Source organism: Methanofollis liminatans DSM 4140, assembly GCF_000275865.1.
Lineage (GTDB): Archaea > Halobacteriota > Methanomicrobia > Methanomicrobiales > Methanofollaceae > Methanofollis > Methanofollis liminatans.
In genome coordinates this window covers 2,116,201-2,133,728 of record NZ_CM001555.1, presented here as the reverse complement: position 1 = coordinate 2,133,728, position 17,528 = coordinate 2,116,201, and the positions used below count along the sequence as shown (strand labels likewise).

Sequence of the window (17,528 nt, the reverse complement as noted above, 5' to 3'; positions counted from 1 at the left end):
TTCCCTGGCGGCTATGTGCCGATCCGCTTCAGGAGCCAGGCCATGTTCGCCCCCAGGTTCCGCATCGTCAAAAGTCCCTCCTCGTCCTTCTCGACGTCACCGGCGTCAAGGCCCAGACCAAGGTTCCAGTACGAGGACCCGACCGTGAACATCTGCGAGATCCCGAAGAGGTGGTTGATCGTGTCGAAGGCGTGGACGGCGCCGGCGCGGCGGACGGCGACGACGGCCGCACCGGCCTTGCGGGCGAACATTCCTCCGTTGGCGATGGCGACAAAACCGGCCCGGTCGATGAGGGCTTTCGTCTCAGTGCTGACGTCGGCGAAGTAGGTCGGCGAACCGATGACGATCCCATCGGCCGCGGCCATCTTTTCAATGCAGTCGTTGACGAAGTCGTTGTCGATGACGCATTTTCCATCCCGGCTCTCGAAACATTTGCCGCAGGCGGTGCAGCCGTGGACCTTTTTCCCGCCGATCTGGACGAGTTCGGTCTCAATGCCATCCTTCTCAAGTTCGGCGAGCACTTCCGCAAGGAGGCGGGCGGTGTTCCCGTCCTTTCTCGGGCTTCCGTTGAATGCGACGACCTTTGTCATTTTTTACCATCCTTTCTGATTATGTTCGTCCTGTTTCCTGCACGTCCATCCCTATCATTTTTTTGCGATCCGGCCGCCCCTCGATCCATATCACCTCCGGCATGTTTCTCCGGGGGATGCCGTAGACCCTGTTTTGCGGGTGGCCGAACATCATCGCATAGGCGCTCTTCCTTCCGGCAGGAATGCCGATCTCCCTCTGCAGGGGTTCGTAGACGGACGCCGCCATCGCCACGAAGCCCGCCCAGCACGTGCCCACCCCGAATGCCGGCGCGGCCAGATCGAAATGCGTGAGTGCGATGATCGCATCCACCTGAGCGACCGGGTTGTCTTTCGGGATGTGCGCGAAGAGCAGGTGCGGGGCACTACAGCAGATGGCGTCGTAGCCGTTCTGATAGGTCTCGATCAGTTTCGGAACATAGCCGCTCATCGGGTGATTGGAGCCGACAAGCGACTTCATCCATTCCACCGTGAGGGCGGCGACTCTCCCGACCCTCTCCCTGTCATGGACGACGATCCATTGCACCGGGTGACCGTTCCCGCCCGATGGCGCATAACCGGCGATGTCGAGGAGCGCGGCGATCGTCTCCCGCGGTACGGGTTCGCCGGTGAAACGCCTGACCGACCGGCTTTTTTTCAGATAGAACGTCATGTCCTCCGGGGCGATCTCTCCGGCCCCTTCGGGCAGGAGCACCCGTTCTCCGGGCCGGACGTTCAGGACGAGCGCACCGGAGGGGCAGTAGGCCTCGCAGTGCCCGCAACGTATGCAAAGGCCGGATATTTCTTCGGGGACGAGCGGGAGGGTGGTTTCGCCGGCGGGGGCGATGATCCCCATCGGGCAGGATTCCGAGCAGATCCCGCACCGGGTGCAGAGATCCCTGTCAACAAGCAGCGTGGTCATGTGATTTCTATCTCCAGTCTGGTTATCATGGATAAGCCCTTTTGCCGGGCAGGCATGTTTTGCCGGCATCCGTCGATGCGGCGTTCATAGCCACCTCGTCGCCGGCCGTTTCCGCGGCGGGACCGAGGCATAGCGGTACCGCGCGTAGCCGACGAGCAGCGTCCCGAGGGGCCGGTGCCCATCGGGGAGGCGAAGAGCCTCTGCGAGAGGCGGATGAGACGCGGCTGCCGCAGTGAAGAGCCCGGCCCAGCACCCGCCGAGCCCGAAGGCCGGGAGGGCGAGGTCGAGATGTGCACACGCGATCGCAGCGTCCCGCGGCGCGAGGGGGTCGTCGGCCGGCGCGTGGGCGACGACCAGGTGCGGGGCGCCGTGGCAGATGAGGTCGGACCCCCTCTCCCACGCATCCAGGAAGGTGCGGTACAGGGGGTCTTCGCCGGCGGTCTCCCGCAGCCAGTCGGCAGCGAGGGCGGTGAGCGCCCGCACCTTTCCGGTGTCGTGGACGATCGTCCATGCAACCGGCTGGCGGTTTACCGCGGTGGGGGCGAACCGCACGATCTCGAAGACCTCCTCGAAGAGGCGGCGGTCCACGGGCCGCTCCAGGTAGTGGCGGATCGAGCGGCGGCTCCGCATATAGCCGCCGAGCGCTTCTGCGGTCCCGGTCCCGGCCGAAGGGGCGACGGGGGATGTGCCAGCTTCGGGAAGAGAGACGGCGCCCGCCGGGCAGACCGCAACGCAGTGACCGCACCCGGTGCACGCCGCCCCGTCGGGGACAGAGGGCAGGCCGTCGTCTGAGGGCGAGATGCAGCCGAAGACACAGATGCGGCTGCACAGCCCGCAGCCGGTGCAGAGAGAGGCATCGAAGATGGGCGGCACGGTCAGGCCCCTTTCTTCAGGCGCTTTCCGGCACTCCACGCCTCCCCGGCATACTCGCCCAGACTCCAGTAGCGGTTGTCCGGCATGGTGAGGATCAGGGGGTCGATCCGCTCCATGTCCGGCCTCCCGTCAACCAGGCAGTCCTCGTCGGCATAGGCACCTAAGATCTCGCCGATGAAGAGGGTGTTTGTGGGAAGGTCGACGGTCTGCACAAGACGGCATTCCATCGCAAGAGGGCAGGCCCGGATCATCGGGGCGCCGGGGAGAGCGCCGGAGAAGAGGTCGAATAACCCGGACTTGTCCGTGTTTTCCCCGGAGACCAGGCCGCAGTAGTCGGTCTTCTCCATCATCCCGGTATGAGGTATGTTCACGCTGAAGGTGCCGGTCTCACGGATGCCCGCGTGAGTGGCATGGTTCCGGTTGATGCCGACGGCGAGCATCGGCGGGTTTGCATTCACCCGCGACGCCCAGCCGGCGGCCATGAAGTTCGGCCGGCCCCCAACCACCGTCCCGACGAGGACCACGGGCATGGGAAGAAAGACATTCGGCCCGATCCCGATCTTTTCCATTCGGTTTTCACCTCACCAGAGATTTTCATGCACCCGTGCAGGCAGGAAGCGGTTTGCCGGGGCTGTCCTGTGTGCGGGCCGACCCACGACGACGAAGCAGAAAGGCACGACCCCCTCGGGGAGGCGGCAGAGGCGGGCGAAGCCATCCACCCGATCTTTCATCGGGTACGCCCCGGTCCAGACGGCGCCGAGGCCGAGGACGTGCGCCGCAAGCAGCAGGTTCTCGGTCGCCGCCGCACAGTCCTGCGGCCAGAACCCCTCGATCGCCAGGCGACGGGTGTCGGCGCAGACCAGGATGCCGAGGGGCGCCTTCTTCGCCATCGACGCATAGGGCGAGAAGGCCGGGACCTGGTCGAGCAGGGCGCGGTCCCTGATCACGACGAATTCCCAGGGCTGCTCGTTCACGGCCGACGGGGCCTGCATCGCCGCCCTGAGAAGGCTCTCGATCTCCTCGTCGCCGATCGGTTCGGCCGTGTAGGCCCGGACGCTCCGCCGGGTCATGATCGCCTCGATGGTGTCCGTACTCATCCCCTCCTCTCCGAAAGAGGGACGCCGCCGATACCGATCGCGTCGGCAGGCAACTCCCTGAGGAGCACGATGAAAGACGCTTCAGGCAGTCCGGTCGCCTCCGCGGCAGCACGGGTGAGGGATCCGATCAGGGCCTTCTTCACGCCGGGCGCAAGGGCGGCGGAGTCCATGGTGATGACCGGCATTCAGATCGCCTCCGGCACCCTGCAATAGTGGTCGAACGGCCGCGGTTCAGGGCGGGCGTAGACGATGAGTTCACGTGGTGTCTGCATGATGATCTCCTTTTACTATACAATAAGAAGCAACTATATTAATAGCACATAGATACAAAAAACATAGAGAGTACCATTTAGGATACCATGCCCCGAAACGGAACCTACCACTGTCCGGTCGAGGCGGCCGTCGCCGTCATCGGTGGTAAATGGAAGACACTGATTCTCTGGAAACTTCGAGACGCCCCTCTCCGGTTTTCAGAACTGCAGGAGCGCCTGCCGATCGTGACGCCCCGCATGCTCACAAAAACCCTGCGAGAACTGGCGGAAGACGGGATCGTCGGCCGGACCGCCCACGCTGAGATCCCGCCCAGGGTGGAGTACGCCCTCACACCCCTTGGTGAGGCCCTCACCCCGGTCCTCGACGCCCTGAACGCCTGGGGCATAGAATACATGCTCGATGCGGAGATCCCGTTCCCGGTCTGTTGCGGCGGAAAAGCACAGAAAGAAATCGCCGGGTTTATCGAGGATCCTGCAGACGATACTTCATGAAGATCGGTGTCTGCGGCATCGCCTGCGAGGTCTGCCCGAAGATGACAGACGGCACCTGCCCCCGCCCCGGGGTGGGATGCATCCCGAAGGAAAACCCTTTCTGCTTGATTGCGACCTGCGCCCACCGGAAAGGGATGAGATACTGTTTCGCCTGCTCCGACTTCCCGTGCGCCCTCACCGCAGAGGGGCCGGTGAAAGAGGGGTTCTGCAGGCATATCGCAGGGAAAGACTGATCTGGCCCTGTGTCTCCGGTGAGATCCCGGAAGTCTCTCAATATTTCTGTTTTTCGGGGATCACGCCCCGTACCCCGCCCCGGGGATCCGGGACGTCACCTCCGTAGCGCGGGATGAGGTGGACGTGGAGATGGGGCACCGTCTGTCCTGCCGCCGGGCCGACGTTCACCCCGATGTTCCAGCCGTCCGGGCGGTATCGCTCAGCCACGATTTCCCGGCAGCGGGCGACGAGATCGAAGAGCGCTGTCCTCTCCTCATCGGTGGCGTCGAAAAATGAGGAGAGGTGGCGGAACGGGATGATCAGGATATGTCCCTGCGTGACCGGGAAGGCGTCAAAGCGTGCGTAGGCCAGAGCGTTTTTTGTGACGATGCAGTCGGGATGGGGATTGCAGAACGGACAGACCATACGATCCATCTTCCGACGCCCGCAGAGAAAATACCCTGCGATGACGGATCCTCATGCGACGGGAGGGATTGACCGGCGAGAGCGTTTCTGGAGATATGGGGGGATGTGCCGCCTCTGCAGAGGTATCTGGGTAAAATTATCTGTTTTTTTACAATTGCGAAAAGAAATGGGAATGTTAATCCACGCTCAGATCATAAAAAAAGTAAGCACACACGTCTCCCCCTGGCCAGCATGATCTCCCTGCTCTGTGTCGATGACGAGCCTGCAATGCTCGATCTCATCAAACTATATCTCGAACGCTATGGAGAGTTTGCCGTTACGACGGCCTCATCCGCAGCCGAAGCGCTCGATCTATTCAGGGATCGTTCCTTCGACGCCATCGTTTCGGACTACGAGATGGAAGGTCAGAACGGCGTCGAGTTCCTCGGCAGGCTCAGGGGGCAGGGCAATACCACGCCGTTCATCCTGTTTACCGGGAAGGGCCGGGAAGAGGTGGCCGCCGCGGCGATGAACGGCGGTGCCGACTTCTATGTCCAGAAAGGCGGTGACCCCAGGGCACAATTTGCCGATCTCGCCCACAAGATCGAAGTGGCGGTCGAGCGGCACCGCTTCACCTCCGCCCTTGAAGAGCGCGAGGGTATCTTCAGGGCGATCACCGATAAGACTGCGGTCGGCATCTGGATGCACAGGGGAGAACGGATCATCTACGCAAATCCGGCTGCCGAAGAGATATCCGGATATTCACTGGAGGAGTTGACCTCCATGGATGTGTGGGGTTTTGTCCACCCTGAAGAGCGGGCCGCCGTGCGGGCCCGCGCCGGGAAAAGACTCCTGGGTGAGATCCAGCCTGAGCGCTCTCTCATGCGCGTCCTGAGGAAAGACGGCAACGAGCGTATCCTCGACATCTGCGCAGATATTACCCTGATTGCCGGCAGCCCCACCATCATCGTGACCGCCGTCGACATCACCGAGAGGCACCGGACCGAGCAAATCCTCAGGGAACAGGAACGCTCTTTCTCCACGCTGCTCGACGCCCTCAGGGACAGCGTCGTCATCATCGACATGGAGGGGACGGTGCTGTACCTGAACAGTGTTGCCTGTGAAATGATCGGGTTCAGGGGGCGCTCCGATGCCATCGGCAGGAACGTGCTGGACTTCGTCCATCAGGACTCGGTCGATGACGTCCTCAGGGACATGCAGACCGTTCGCAAGGGCATCGATCGTTTTCCGGCAGAATACGCCGTACTGACAGCCGCCGGCGAGATACGGACAGTCGAGTCCCACGGCAGGATCATCGAGTTTCATGGGGAGAAAGCCATTGCCCTCTCGCTGCGGGACGTCACCGACCTGAAACGCGCCAGTGCCGGGGCACGGGAGCAGGAGAGACTGAACCGGGAGCTTATCGCCGGCATGCCCGAGTACATCCTTGTCCATACGAGGGATGGCAGGATCGTTTTTGCGAACCCGGCGGCCGAAGGTGCGCTCGGCTGCGAAACGGGGGGCCTTGTCGGGGAGGCGATCTCCTCGATTGTGACCCCTGAGTCCCGTGCGACTTTTAGAGAGCATGTCCGGGACGCCATTGGAGGAAGAAAGGCCGCCCCGGTTGAGATCATGATCGCCGGTCAGGGCCCTGAAATGCCGGTCATACTCAGGGCAGCGCCCCTCACCTACCAGAACGAAGATGCGGTCCTCCTGGTGCTCACCGACATCACCGAACGTACGGTCCTGGAAAAGGAGCTTGAATACCATGCCGCAGAACTCAAGCACTTTTCCGAGTCGCTCAACCTGATCAATGAAAAACTCCAGATCATGAGTTCGGTCACCCGCCACGACATCCTGAACCAGCTCACCGTGCTCCTCGGCTACCTCGATATTGCCGGGGAAGAGGCCGAAGGACTGCCGGTGCTCACCTACCTCCACCGGGTGAAGCGCTCTGCCCTGAATATCAAAGAGTTGATCGAGTTCACCCGCGACTACCAGGATCTCGGGGTGCGCGAGCCGCAGTGGTGCGATGTGCAGCGGGCGATCGGCCACCTTGGCCTGTGCGGTGTCAGGATCACCTCCGGGCTCGGCGGCCTTGAGGTCTACGCCGATCCCCTCTTCGAGAAGGTCTTCTATAACTTGTTCGACAATACCGAGCGTCACGGTGAGAGAGCGACTGAGATCAGGGTCGAATGGCGTCAGAGCGACGACGGGGCGATGATCCTCTGGGAGGACAACGGCGTCGGGGTGAGGCCTGAGGACAAGGAGCGGATCTTCACGCGGGGGTTCGGGAAAAACAGCGGCCTCGGGATGTTCCTCTCAAAAGAGATCCTGGCGATCACCGGCCTTGGCATCAGGGAAACCGGAGAGTTCGGGAAAGGCGCACGCTTCGAGATCCATATTCCCCGGGGCAGGTACCGGTGCTCTGCCGACGCCAGACGCGCGGCAGAGGATCGCGCCCGGTCTGTCCATGGCCGTTCAGCGCCCTGAAGGATCTGGCCGCCGGCGGTTCAGGACCATCAGCCGCATCGCCGTCATCTCCTCGATCGCATACCGCGGCCCCTCCCTGCCGAGGCCTGAGGCCCTGATCCCGCCGTAGGGCATGGCGTCAGCCCTGAACGTCGGGACGTCGTTCACCATCAGCGCTCCGGCCTCGCATTCCTCAAAGGCGGTGAAGGCCCGGTCGAGGCCTTCGGTGAAGATGCCGATCTGAAGACCGAAGACTGAGTCGTTTGCAAGAGCAAGCGCCTTTTCGAAGGTGTCGTACGGTGTCACCGTGATCACCGGGGCGAAGACCTCGGTGGCGTTCACCCGCATCGTCGGGACGGTGTCGGCAAGCACCGTCGGGAAAAAGAGCGTCCCTTCACGCTTTCCGCCGGCAAGAACGCTCGCCCCCTCGAAGACCGCCTCCCGTACCTTTTCCTCTGCTTCTGCCGCCGCAGCCTCGGAGATCATCGGCCCGATATCGATCCGGGAATCGCGGGGGTCGCCCGTCGCAAGGGCGCCGGTGCGCTCGAGGATCATCGCAAGGCAGTCGTCATAGATATCCCGGTGGAGGAAGACCCGCTGGACCGAGATGCAGACCTGCCCGGCGTTGGAGAACCCGCCCTGGACGATGCGCTCGGCTGCATAGGGAAGGTCGGCATCGGCATGGACGATCGCCGCCGCATTGCCGCCGAGCTCCAGCCCGACCCGTTTTCGCCCGGCGATCTCTTTGAGCCGCCAGCCGACGCCAGGGCTCCCGGTGAACGAGAGGTAGGCGATCCGCTCGTCCCGCACCAGCCATTCGGCAAGGTCCGGGGTGCAGGGGAGGACCGATACCGCCTCTGCAGGATACCCGGCCTCAATCAGAAGCGATCCGAGGAGGAGGCTGGAGAGTGGGGTCTTTGTGGCCGGCTTTAGAATGACGGCGTTTCCCGCCGCCACGGCCGGGCCGATTTTGTGGCAGGCAAGGTTGAAAGGAAAGTTGAACGGGGTGATCGCCAGCACCGTGCCGATCGGGAACCGGCGGAGGTAGCCGGTCCGGCCCCCGGCCGCGGGAGTCAGGTCGAGGGGGAGGATCTCGCCGTAGATCCGCCCTGCCTCTTCTGCTGAAAGGAGAATCGTCTCTTTCGCCCGGTCCACCTCGGCGTGGGCGAGGGCCGCCGTCTTTCCGGCCTCAAGGGTGATGAGCCGTGAAAGGTCTTCTTTTCGCTCCTCGATCAACCAGGCGAATCTTTTGAGGATCCGGATGCGTTCGTGGGCAGGAAGCCGCCGTGTCCGTCCGAAGCCCTCCTGCGCAGAGCGGACAGCGTCCTCGAGGTCGGTTGCTCTGGCGAGGCAGAAGGTGTCGACAGGCGAGTGGTCATAGGGAAAACGAACCTCTTCTACCGTGTCGCTCCGCCGCCACTCCCCGCCGACCAGGAATGGTCTGGGTTCGGTCATGGTGGAGAATGGCAGGTCGGAGATATTGAACTTTCCGCGGACGCGCCTGAGATGAAAAATGGTGTTCCGGGCCTGTGGGCAGGTTATGCCTGGCAGGTTCGGTTACGGACCTGATCGCAGGTCCGGTTGCATGCGCAGGCCCCTGCGGCGGCGCCGTGCTGGCAGGCCCAGGCCGCCGGCCCGCGGCAGAGTTCTCCCTGCGGGTTTTCGGTGCACCCTGACTGAGAGGTCGCCTGCTGCCCGCCTGCATTCTCCCATCCTCCAAGAGCGGCGGCCGGGACCACCGCCACAAGGGCCAGGCAGAGAAGACAGGCGGCCCCGATAGAGACATAATTCCTTTTCATCTGGTTCTCTCCTCACTGCCGCCCCGGCATCCTGCCGGGCGGTCTGATCAGAACGTCCGCACCGGGAAAGATAAGAAACGGTCATGATCCCGGTTCCAGAGGATAACCCGGAGGTTCAGCATTCGATCGCCCGGAGATCGGCGAGAAACGCCTCTGCCGAAGCATAGCGCGTTGCAGGATCCTTCTTCAGGCAGCGGAGGACGATCTGATCAAAGGGTGCAAGGGCAGGTTCGACGGCCGAGGGCGGGACCGGATCGTCGCTGAGGACGGCCGCCGCATACTCCCCTGGACCGACCCCATTATACGGGAACGCCCCGGTCAGGAGTTCGTACAGCACCACGCCGAGCTGGAAGAGATCGGTCCCTGCACCGGCAGGGCCGTAGCGGGCCGGAGCAAGCTGTTCGGGGGCGGCATAGTGGAGAGAGAACCCGGGAGCGGTCGTCTCGTCGCCGTCCGCAAGCACCCGGCCGAGTCCCCAGTCGGCGATCTTCGGGGTGCCGTCCGGGGCGAGCAGGATGTTTCCCGGCTTGAGATCGCGGTGGATCACACCTTTTTCATGGGCGTAAGCGAGCCCTTCGGCGATCCCGGCGACGATACTGCGTGCCCTTGCCGGCGAGAGCGGTTTTTCGAGGTCTTTGAGCGAACGGTCGAAGTACTCCATCTCCACGTACGGAGAAGGAAGGATGTTCACCGCGCATACCCTGACGATGTTCTGGTGGACGAGCCCCCGCCAGATGCCGATCTCTTTCAGAAACGATCGGCCGGTCGCCTCGTCCGTCCTGAGCGGCACCTTGACGGCGACGGTCTGCCCGTCTCTTACCCTCGTCGCCAGAAACACACGGGCGGTCCCGCCGCTCCCGACGGGGACGATGCCGGTATAGCGTGCTGAAAGGGCCGGAGGGAATCCGCCGTCGTCGGAATGCGGGTCTTTCCCTCCGAAGATGACGGTATGGTCCGGGTCGATGGACGTGCCTCTGGCGGAGAGGTGGAAATAACCGTACAGGGCAGCGACGATCACGGCGACGATGATCAAGGCGAGCACGATCGGATCGGTCCGGTCGCCGCTGCCGCCCTGCATCCCGGTGCCATTCGGTCCCATGAAGCGGGCCTGCTCCGTGACCGACGGTGTGCTCGCCGCCTCCGGGATCGCCGTGATCTCCGATGCAGCGGCGATTGTCGTTGTCACAGGGGGATCATCGACGGCTACCGTCGCCGGGAGCGTGATCGGAACCTGCCATGCCGCCCGGTCGTTCCCATATGCAGGAGCGCTCTTATTCGCCATGACATGAGCGTCCTTCATCTCCTGACCCTGCGCCGCTGCCGCCGGCACGGCTATGAGGGCGATCACGAGGATGACCGCGGCGAACGACCCGAAGAGCGCGCTACGTCTCATCCAATCCATCCTCCCCGGACGCGGGCGGCGGCACAGAGAAGAGGAGGCGCGCCCCCTGCGGCCCGCGGGCAAGGTCGATCAGGTCGCCGTCCAGGAGAGGGCGCATCTCGTTCTTTCTCAGCGGCACAGTGTTCACCATCGTGCCGCCGGTGCTCCCGGCGTCCTTCACATGCCAGGTGCCGCCGAGGCGCTTCAGCAGGCAGTGGGGGCGTGAGACGCGGCTCACCGCTGCATATGACGGGGCGAGCGCGATCGTTTCGCCGTCGGCAGGGCTTCCGGCGGCATCGGCCCTGCCGACGGCATACTGCTCATACCTGAGGGGAACGGTGCGGCCGTCCTCCTCGCCGCCTACCACGAGGATGATGGGCGTCCCTCCGAAAAAAGCTGAGGAAAGACGGTCTTTCATCTCGCGCAGCCTGAGGGAAACGCCTGACCCGTCCGCGGCGATCCCGAGGTTCCCGAAGATCCCGAGGTTCTGGATCACCATCTCAAGGCCTCCCTGAACAAGGGAGTATTTCCAGACCGGGTGAACGCCGGTCACCGTCTCGGCCGAACTGCCTGCCTCTTTCCTGATAAGACCGGCAAGAAGAAGTCTGTTGAGGTGTTTTTTCGTGTTCTCGTAACTCGTACCTACGGCGCGGGAGATCTCCTTCGCGTCCCTGGGTCGGCGCTCGATGATCTTCAGGATGCGCAGGCGGGTCGGACTGCTGAGAACGTCGAGATACTCAGAGAGTTCATCGACAAAGTCCAGGTCCTGTCCCGGGGCGAGGGTGCTGTCGTCGTCACCGTCCCTCATCAGGGAACTATTAGACGCGGCATATAGATAAGGCTCCGCCTCACGAGAGAGGCGAGGGCCGGAACCGCCCGCCACCTCTCACCGACTAACTCTGGACAGCAGCCTTTACCGCGTCGATCCCGACCCGATCGACAAGCCTCGCCGTCCGCTCCCCCGGCTTTCCGTTCTCAATATAATAATCGAGAAGAAGTTTGACAAGAGCGATCACGTCTTCTTTTGCGAGGTCTTTTGCGATCACGTCGCCGATGCGGGGCCGCCCTCCCGAGTTCCCGCCGAAGGTCACGGTCCAGCCCTTCGCCGTCCCGAGCACCCCGATGTCCCGCACATAACTCTCGCCGCAGCACCGCGGGCAGCCCGAGATCCCCATCTTCAGTTTCGCCGGGAGGTTCAGGTCCTGATACACCTTCTCAAGCTCGAGCCCGAGACCGAGCGAATCCTGCACGCCGTACTTGCAGACCGCCGTGCCCGGGCACGCCTGCACATAATGGACGCACGGTGCGGTCGCCTCCCCGACCGTCATCCCGATCTCGTTCCAGATCTTCTCGACATCCTCTGCCTTGATCCCGACAAGGGCCATCCGCTGCCCTGAGGTGATCTTGATCACCGGGATCGCATATCTTCGCGCCACCCTGGCGATGTTCTCCAGGTCCTCAGGTGCGACGATGCCTGCCGGCGTCCTCGGCACAATCGCATAGGTCTCCCGGTCGCGCTGGAGAATCGCGCCTCTTGGTCCGTCTTCCATAGTGCTGTTCCCCCCCTTACGTAACGGTTCTGCCATTGGGAGGTGCCGGAGATAAAGGTATGCCGTCCTCCTCACCGGCGCAGGTTATCCACCAGTGAATACTGCAGGTAGCGCATCAGTGGAGAGGCAGACCCGGTCATCGCGAAGGTTTCCTGACCGCCGAGAGCGACGAAAAAGAAATCGCCATAGTCCACGAACATGACCGTACCGTCAAAGTGGTGGCTGTGAGAAGCGCTGGTCACGGTGTCGTCCAGCAGTTCGGCAACGATACCGTTAGCCTCGACGAAAGGGAGATCCAGCCCGGCAAAATCGCCCCTGTTGCGGACGATGATGCACAGGTCCACCCTCCTCCCGACTCCCTTCAGATCTTTTAAATACCGTTTCAGGAAGAGATCGTCATGGCATATCAGGAGGATCTGTTTCTTCGCCTTCTTCAGGAGGGCCCTGACATGGTTATCGATCGCCCACTCGCTCCGCAGCATATAAAACGACGGTGGGGGTCTGGGCAGGGTGAACGAAACCTCCCTGATTGCCCGCCGCGTCTTCTCCAGCGTGCAGAGATATTCCTCCTTCATGTGGTCGATCACCTCGTCGGGGTCGAGCAGATAATAGCAGGTCGGGGATCCTTCCTCTACCCCGATAAAACCCCTTCGCGCCAGGTCGTTCAGGATCTCGTAGATTCTCCCCCGCGGCACCCGGCTGAGCTCGTGAATGTCCCGTGCGGTGGCCCTTCTCAGGCCTACGAGCGTGGAATACACCTTCGCCTCGTACTCATTGAGCCCGAGGTTCTTGAGCAGGGGGATGAGATCTTCTGTCATCGATCATCATGGGAAGATGGCGCCGATAATTCTGCCGACTGCAACCCTATATGGTTGCATCACATTTATGGGGGGGCGGCGCTGAGATGAGATAGACACAGAGGGTTCCGGGATACCGCGCTGGAGAACGGCGTCAACCATCATCCATCCAATCACCTGATCACGCAAGGAGATGCAAGGGAACCCTTTCTGTCATGACGCTGTCGCCCTCACTGCCGCAGGGCACTACCTCTTCTCCGTACAGAATCGGGCGGGTCAGGGATATCCTTGAGCATAACCGATCCGTCGTCTCCGGGATCCGCGACCCGATCCACTGAAACCGGCGATTAATCCTCCTGCGAGTTGCACCAACCATATATGAGAGACCCTCAGATCTGATCCTCACAGGCTGAGGCGAATGACCGATTCGGGAACAGAGACAGAAGGAATAACCCCCTGCAAAGAGCGATCCGTCGGGACAGGGGTCTGCCGGCCGGATGCGGCAATGTACCCGCTATCGGCTGTACCTCTTGAGACCTGTGCCATCTGGGACGAATCTGGATTCTGGCCGCCAGGATATCTGGCTCTGGGCGTTGAACTGCTCCATCATCTTGGCATGGCCGAGGATGCGGGGGACGATGCCTTCAGAACTCTTGCGTATGAGATGCTTGCCAGAATGCAGGATCCCTGCACGTCGCGAGAGGAATGTGTCATTACTGATCAGGAAGAGATGATCAGGACAGCGATCGCCTATGGCGTTCCTGTCGCCGGCAGGAGACTGGAAGACGTGGCGCGGGCGATCGCCAGGGCGATCATCGCTGATTATCTGCCCGATCAGAGATCCCCGTGATCCCGGGGATCACAAAAATACTTCATATCATCAGGAGATTTCCATGAAAACACCCTACGAACGCCTTGCAGACGCCATCAACGCACATACCGCCGTCGTGTTCGGCGTGGCCATGGCTGTATTTCTCATCGCCCTCTTTGGCCTCTCGATGGTGACGATGGAGACAGGGGACGACACCTATATCGATAAGGACACGCCGAGAGGCGCATTGCTCTCCCACTACAAAGACACCTATGGCTCAGACGCCATCATGCTCATCTTCGAGTGCGACGACGTCACCGATCCCGCTGTCCTGAAATATATCGACCGGCTTGAAGAGACGATCAGGCGGGAGCGGTATATCGACTCGGCCTCGGGCATCACCGATATGATGAAGCAGATCAACGGCGGCGTCCTGCCGTCCTCCGTCGCCGAGGTGAGTGCGATCAAGAGCGCGATCCCTGCGGCGACGCTTGAGCGGTATCTGCCGTCCTCGATGATGACCATCACGGGCGTCACCCTGGAGCCGGGCATCCAGAGCACCGTCCAGCAGCAGGTGCTGGACAACATCAGGACGATCATCAGCATCTCCAGCCCCCCACCCGGCCTCACCGTCACCGTTTCGGGCACGCCGGCATTCTCACAGGAGATGGGGCAGGAGATGGGGTCTTCGATGGGCATCCTCATCATGGCGGCGATGCTCCTGATGCTCCTTGCCGTCTCCACCCTCTTCTCCCATGTCAGGTACCGCCTCCTCCCGGTCGCAATCGTTGCCGTCGGGGTGATCCTGACCTTCGGGCTGATGGGGCTCTTCGGGATTCCGATCTCCATGACCGTCATCGGGGCGTTCCCGGTGCTCATCGGGATCGGGATCGACTATGCGATCCAGTTCCATACCCGCTTTGACGAGGAGATGCAGCACGGCACCATCCCCCAGGCGGTGAAGGCGACCGTCGCCAATTCCGGGCCTTCTGTGCTGATCGCCATGCTTGCGACCTCGCTCGGGTTTATCGCCATGTTTCTCGCTCCCATCCCGATGATCGCCGACTTCGGAGTCACCTGTGTCATCGGGGTGGTCTGCTGTTATCTCTCGGCCCTGATCATCGTCCCGCTCTTCGGGATCATCACAAAATATCGCGTGAAGGAGAAGACCGGAGTACTCGACGACGTGGCGGCCTGCGAACTCGACTGGAAGGGGTGTGAGACGGAACCTTTCCACAAAAAAGGTTCCCGCGGCTCCCTGACCGAACATTACAACCGCGCCCTGGGCAGCGTTGCCCTCAAGATCGCGAAGAATCCGGTCCCGGTGCTGCTGATCTTCGGCCTTGTCGCCCTGGTCGGGTTCCAGATGGACACCCGCGTCCCGGTCAACGCCGACCAGGACACCTTCGTCCCTTCAGACATGCCGGCCCTTCTCGACATGGAGAAGGTGACGCGGACGATGGGCTCCACCACCTCGATCCCGGTCATGGTGACCGGAGACGATGTCCTCAGCGCCGACACCCTGAAGTGGATCGACGGATTCGCCACCTACGAACTGGAACGAAACGACAAGATCACCGGGGCGAGCAGCATCGTAACCCTGATCAAACAGTACAACAACGGCGTGATCCCCGATACCGAAGCAGGCGTGAGGGATGTCCTATCAACGATCCCGGAGGATTCGAAAGGGCGCTACCTCAACGGGAATATGGAGGCAGCGATCCTCTTCTCTACCGTGGACATGGAGATGGACACCGCACGCTCCATGATCGAGAACCTGGTAAAAGAGGCGGCCTGGTATCCGGCCCCGCCAGGGACGACGGTACGGGTGACCGGGAGCACCGAGATGTTCGCCGCCCTCATGGACGACATCACCAACTCGAAGACGACGATGGTCATTGCCGGCTTCGTCCTGATCCTCGGTTTTCTCCTGCTCGTCTACCGGAAATTCAACGCCGTCACCCCCTTAATCCCGATCGTCATGATCGTCGGGTGGAACGGGGCGATCATGTATCTGCTCGGTCTGGATTACACTCCCATGACCGCCACCCTGGGGTCGATGACCATCGGCGTCGCCTCGGAGTACACGATCCTGATCATGGAGCGGTGCGAGGAGGAGCTTGCGCGCGGTCTTAATATTTATGAGGCGATCCAGACGGCCGTCCAGAAGATCGGGATGGCGATCACCGTATCCGGCATGACGACGGTCTTCGGGTTCTCGGCGCTGACCCTCTCTGCCTTCAACATCATCTCGAACTTCGGGATCGTGACGGTGATCACCGTCGGGTTCTCGCTTGTGGGTGCGATCCTGGTGATGCCGGCCGTGCTCGCCGTAATGTACCGCTTCTCCCATCCGCACGCAGTGAACGCCGCTGAGATCCCGGCGGCATAACTCCTTTTTTTATTGGTGGCAGGGGCTGCGGTCGCCGATCAGCAGACGTATTTATTATGTAAGACCGGCAGAATGCCCCTCTGCTGACCATGACACAGGCCACGCCGCCCGCGCCCTTCGATCGGAGGGCGGCATATCTGATCATCCTGCTCTTTGGCCTTGTAAGCCTCTTCGGTGATATCATCTATGAGGGGGCGCGGAGCGTTACCGGCCCGTACCTGTTTGCCCTCGGGGGATCGGCGCTTGTTGTTGGGATCGTGGCAGGGCTGGGGGAGTTTCTCGGCTACGCTCTCCGCCTTGTCTCAGGCCGCCTTGCCGACGCCACACGCCGCTACTGGACGTTCACCTTCCTTGGCTACGGCATGCTGATCGCCGTGCCCCTCCTTGCCCTTGCCGGTTCATGGGAGGTGGCCGCCCTCCTGTTCATCCTTGAACGAATCGGGAAGGGGATCCGGGCACCGGCAAAGGATGCGATCCTCTCGAACGTGACGGCAGGCATCGGGCGGGGCTGGGGGTTTGGCATCCACGAGGCCCTCGACCAGATCGGTGCGGTCATCGGTCCTGTCATCCTCTCAACCGCATTTTTTTTGCGTGGCGATTACAGGGTCGGATTTGCCCTCCTGCTCATCCCCTTCGCCATGATGATGCTCGCCCTTACCCTCACCAGGAGCAGGGCGCCGGCACCGGCGGCGATCGAGACTGCAACCAGACCGGCGCCGCAGGCCCCGCCCACCCGGGCCCTCGTCCCTTACGGGATCTTCACCGCCCTCACCATGGCCGGCTTTGTCGCCTTCCCGCTCGTCGCCTACCACTTTGCGACGACCGGCATCGTCCCGGGAGCGCAGATCCCCCTGTATTATGCCGTTGCGATGGGTGTCGACGCCGTGGTCGCCCTCGCCGCAGGGCGGGTCTACGACCGTGTCGGTCTCTCTGTGCTCGCTGCCGTCCCGTTGATCGGCATCACCGTCCCCTTTCTCGCCTTCAGTCTCTCTCCTTTATGGGCGCTCGCCGGTGCCGCCCTCTGGGGGGCCTCAATGGGCATCCAGGAAACCGTAATGCGTGCGGCAATCGCCGATTACACCCATATCTCAAAGCGCGCTCTGGCCTATGGGATCTTCAACACGATTTATGGGGCGGGGTGGTTTCTGGGCAGCGTCGTTCTCGGATGGGCCTATGGGGTCTCAATTCCGCTCGTTATCGGCTTCGCTGCAGGGGCGCAGATCCTGGCCCTGCCCGTTTTCTTCCAGGCGAAACAGATGATGGAAGCGGGGAGGCGCTGAATACGCACGCCAGACCAGACAATCTGATGATACCGGGGCAAAGAACAGAGCGATCGGATTCAACAGAATTTTCAAAAAGAAAGAGGGCCGGGGCCGAGACTCGAACCCGGGTCGGGGGATCCACAGTCCCCTAGGATGACCAACTACCCCACCCCGGCAAAATACTCTTAAAATGTTGTATGACTCCACAGATTAACCTATCGGAT

Annotated in this window: 19 protein-coding genes and 1 tRNA gene; 6 read left to right on the top strand and 14 right to left on the bottom strand. The window is 62.0% G+C overall.

Annotated features, from left to right (window positions below; all coding sequences use genetic code 11):
- Positions 1-11: 11 nt before the first annotated feature.
- The 6 genes from METLI_RS10525 to METLI_RS10500 form a co-directional block, all read right to left on the bottom strand.
- A complete protein-coding gene (locus METLI_RS10525) occupies positions 12-590 on the bottom strand; it encodes a flavodoxin family protein (RefSeq protein ID WP_004040234.1) in 579 nt (192 codons plus the stop codon).
- 19 nt (positions 591-609) lie between these two features.
- Positions 610-1,488: a nitroreductase family protein gene (locus tag METLI_RS10520; RefSeq protein WP_004040232.1), complete on the bottom strand. Its 879-nt coding sequence runs from the start codon at positions 1,486-1,488 to the stop codon at positions 610-612.
- 84 nt (positions 1,489-1,572) lie between these two features.
- The gene (locus tag METLI_RS10515) at positions 1,573-2,400 is read right to left on the bottom strand and encodes a nitroreductase family protein (protein WP_052311195.1); all 828 of its coding nucleotides are present in this window, start codon (positions 2,398-2,400) and stop codon (positions 1,573-1,575) included.
- Positions 2,364-2,930, bottom strand: a complete 567-nt coding sequence (locus METLI_RS10510) for a flavin reductase family protein (RefSeq protein WP_004040228.1) — start codon at positions 2,928-2,930, stop codon at positions 2,364-2,366. Before METLI_RS10510 ends, METLI_RS10515 begins: the two co-directional genes overlap by 37 nt.
- Before the next feature lie 12 nt (positions 2,931-2,942).
- On the bottom strand, positions 2,943-3,458 hold the full coding sequence (locus METLI_RS10505) for a nitroreductase family protein (protein WP_004040226.1): 516 nt from the start codon (positions 3,456-3,458) through the stop codon (positions 2,943-2,945).
- Positions 3,455-3,643 (bottom strand): tautomerase family protein, encoded by a 189-nt coding sequence (locus METLI_RS10500; protein WP_004040224.1) that lies wholly within the window; start codon positions 3,641-3,643, stop codon positions 3,455-3,457. The genes METLI_RS10505 and METLI_RS10500 overlap by 4 nt, the downstream gene beginning before the upstream one ends.
- A gap of 174 nt (positions 3,644-3,817) precedes the next feature.
- Between METLI_RS10500 and METLI_RS10495 the strand changes: the two genes are divergently transcribed.
- Positions 3,818-4,222 (top strand): winged helix-turn-helix transcriptional regulator, encoded by a 405-nt coding sequence (locus METLI_RS10495; RefSeq protein WP_004040223.1) that lies wholly within the window; start codon positions 3,818-3,820, stop codon positions 4,220-4,222.
- Positions 4,219-4,455 (top strand): DUF3795 domain-containing protein, encoded by a 237-nt coding sequence (locus tag METLI_RS10490; RefSeq protein ID WP_004040222.1) that lies wholly within the window; start codon positions 4,219-4,221, stop codon positions 4,453-4,455. Before METLI_RS10495 ends, METLI_RS10490 begins: the two co-directional genes overlap by 4 nt.
- 37 nt (positions 4,456-4,492) lie before the next feature.
- On the opposite strand, the gene METLI_RS10485 is transcribed toward METLI_RS10490, so the two are convergent.
- Positions 4,493-4,861 carry an HIT family protein gene (locus METLI_RS10485; RefSeq protein WP_004040221.1) on the bottom strand — a complete coding sequence of 123 codons (369 nt, stop codon included), beginning with the start codon at positions 4,859-4,861 and terminating at the stop codon, positions 4,493-4,495.
- Positions 4,862-5,092: 231 nt separating this feature from the next.
- On the opposite strand from METLI_RS10485, the gene METLI_RS12535 reads away from it, so the two are divergent.
- Positions 5,093-7,333: a PAS domain S-box protein gene (locus METLI_RS12535; protein ID WP_004040220.1), complete on the top strand. Its 2,241-nt coding sequence runs from the start codon at positions 5,093-5,095 to the stop codon at positions 7,331-7,333.
- Here the strand turns inward: METLI_RS12535 and METLI_RS10475 are convergent.
- From METLI_RS10475 to METLI_RS10450, 6 genes are all read right to left on the bottom strand, one after another.
- Positions 7,322-8,767, bottom strand: coding sequence for an aldehyde dehydrogenase family protein (locus tag METLI_RS10475; protein WP_004040219.1), 1,446 nt, complete (start codon positions 8,765-8,767; stop codon positions 7,322-7,324). The genes METLI_RS12535 and METLI_RS10475 overlap by 12 nt on opposite strands.
- An 83-nt stretch (positions 8,768-8,850) precedes the next feature.
- On the bottom strand, positions 8,851-9,111 hold the full coding sequence (locus METLI_RS10470) for a hypothetical protein (RefSeq protein WP_004040218.1): 261 nt from the start codon (positions 9,109-9,111) through the stop codon (positions 8,851-8,853).
- Positions 9,112-9,226: 115 nt separating this feature from the next.
- On the bottom strand, positions 9,227-10,504 hold the full coding sequence (locus METLI_RS12530; protein WP_004040217.1) for a serine/threonine-protein kinase: 1,278 nt from the start codon (positions 10,502-10,504) through the stop codon (positions 9,227-9,229).
- Positions 10,494-11,300 carry an FHA domain-containing protein gene (locus METLI_RS10460; protein WP_004040216.1) on the bottom strand — a complete coding sequence of 269 codons (807 nt, stop codon included), beginning with the start codon at positions 11,298-11,300 and terminating at the stop codon, positions 10,494-10,496. Before METLI_RS10460 ends, METLI_RS12530 begins: the two co-directional genes overlap by 11 nt.
- Before the next feature lie 85 nt (positions 11,301-11,385).
- Positions 11,386-12,042, bottom strand: a complete 657-nt coding sequence (locus tag METLI_RS10455) for a nitrite/sulfite reductase domain-containing protein (RefSeq protein WP_004040215.1) — start codon at positions 12,040-12,042, stop codon at positions 11,386-11,388.
- A gap of 71 nt (positions 12,043-12,113) precedes the next feature.
- Positions 12,114-12,860 (bottom strand): TrmB family transcriptional regulator, encoded by a 747-nt coding sequence (locus METLI_RS10450; RefSeq protein WP_004040214.1) that lies wholly within the window; start codon positions 12,858-12,860, stop codon positions 12,114-12,116.
- A gap of 484 nt (positions 12,861-13,344) precedes the next feature.
- Between METLI_RS10450 and METLI_RS10445 the strand changes: the two genes are divergently transcribed.
- The 3 genes from METLI_RS10445 to METLI_RS10435 all read left to right on the top strand — a co-directional run bounded on the left by METLI_RS10445 (position 13,345) and on the right by METLI_RS10435 (position 17,322).
- Entirely contained in the window at positions 13,345-13,689 is a 345-nt protein-coding gene (locus tag METLI_RS10445; protein WP_217178678.1) for a hypothetical protein, read from the top strand.
- A 43-nt stretch (positions 13,690-13,732) separates the two neighbouring features.
- Positions 13,733-16,042, top strand: coding sequence for an efflux RND transporter permease subunit (locus METLI_RS10440; protein WP_004040212.1), 2,310 nt, complete (start codon positions 13,733-13,735; stop codon positions 16,040-16,042).
- An 89-nt stretch (positions 16,043-16,131) separates the two neighbouring features.
- On the top strand, positions 16,132-17,322 hold the full coding sequence (locus METLI_RS10435; protein ID WP_004040211.1) for an MFS transporter: 1,191 nt from the start codon (positions 16,132-16,134) through the stop codon (positions 17,320-17,322).
- Positions 17,323-17,407: 85 nt separating this feature from the next.
- Here METLI_RS10435 and METLI_RS10430 read toward each other — a convergent pair.
- Positions 17,408-17,480 (bottom strand) — tRNA-His (locus METLI_RS10430).
- Positions 17,481-17,528 lie beyond the last annotated feature (48 nt).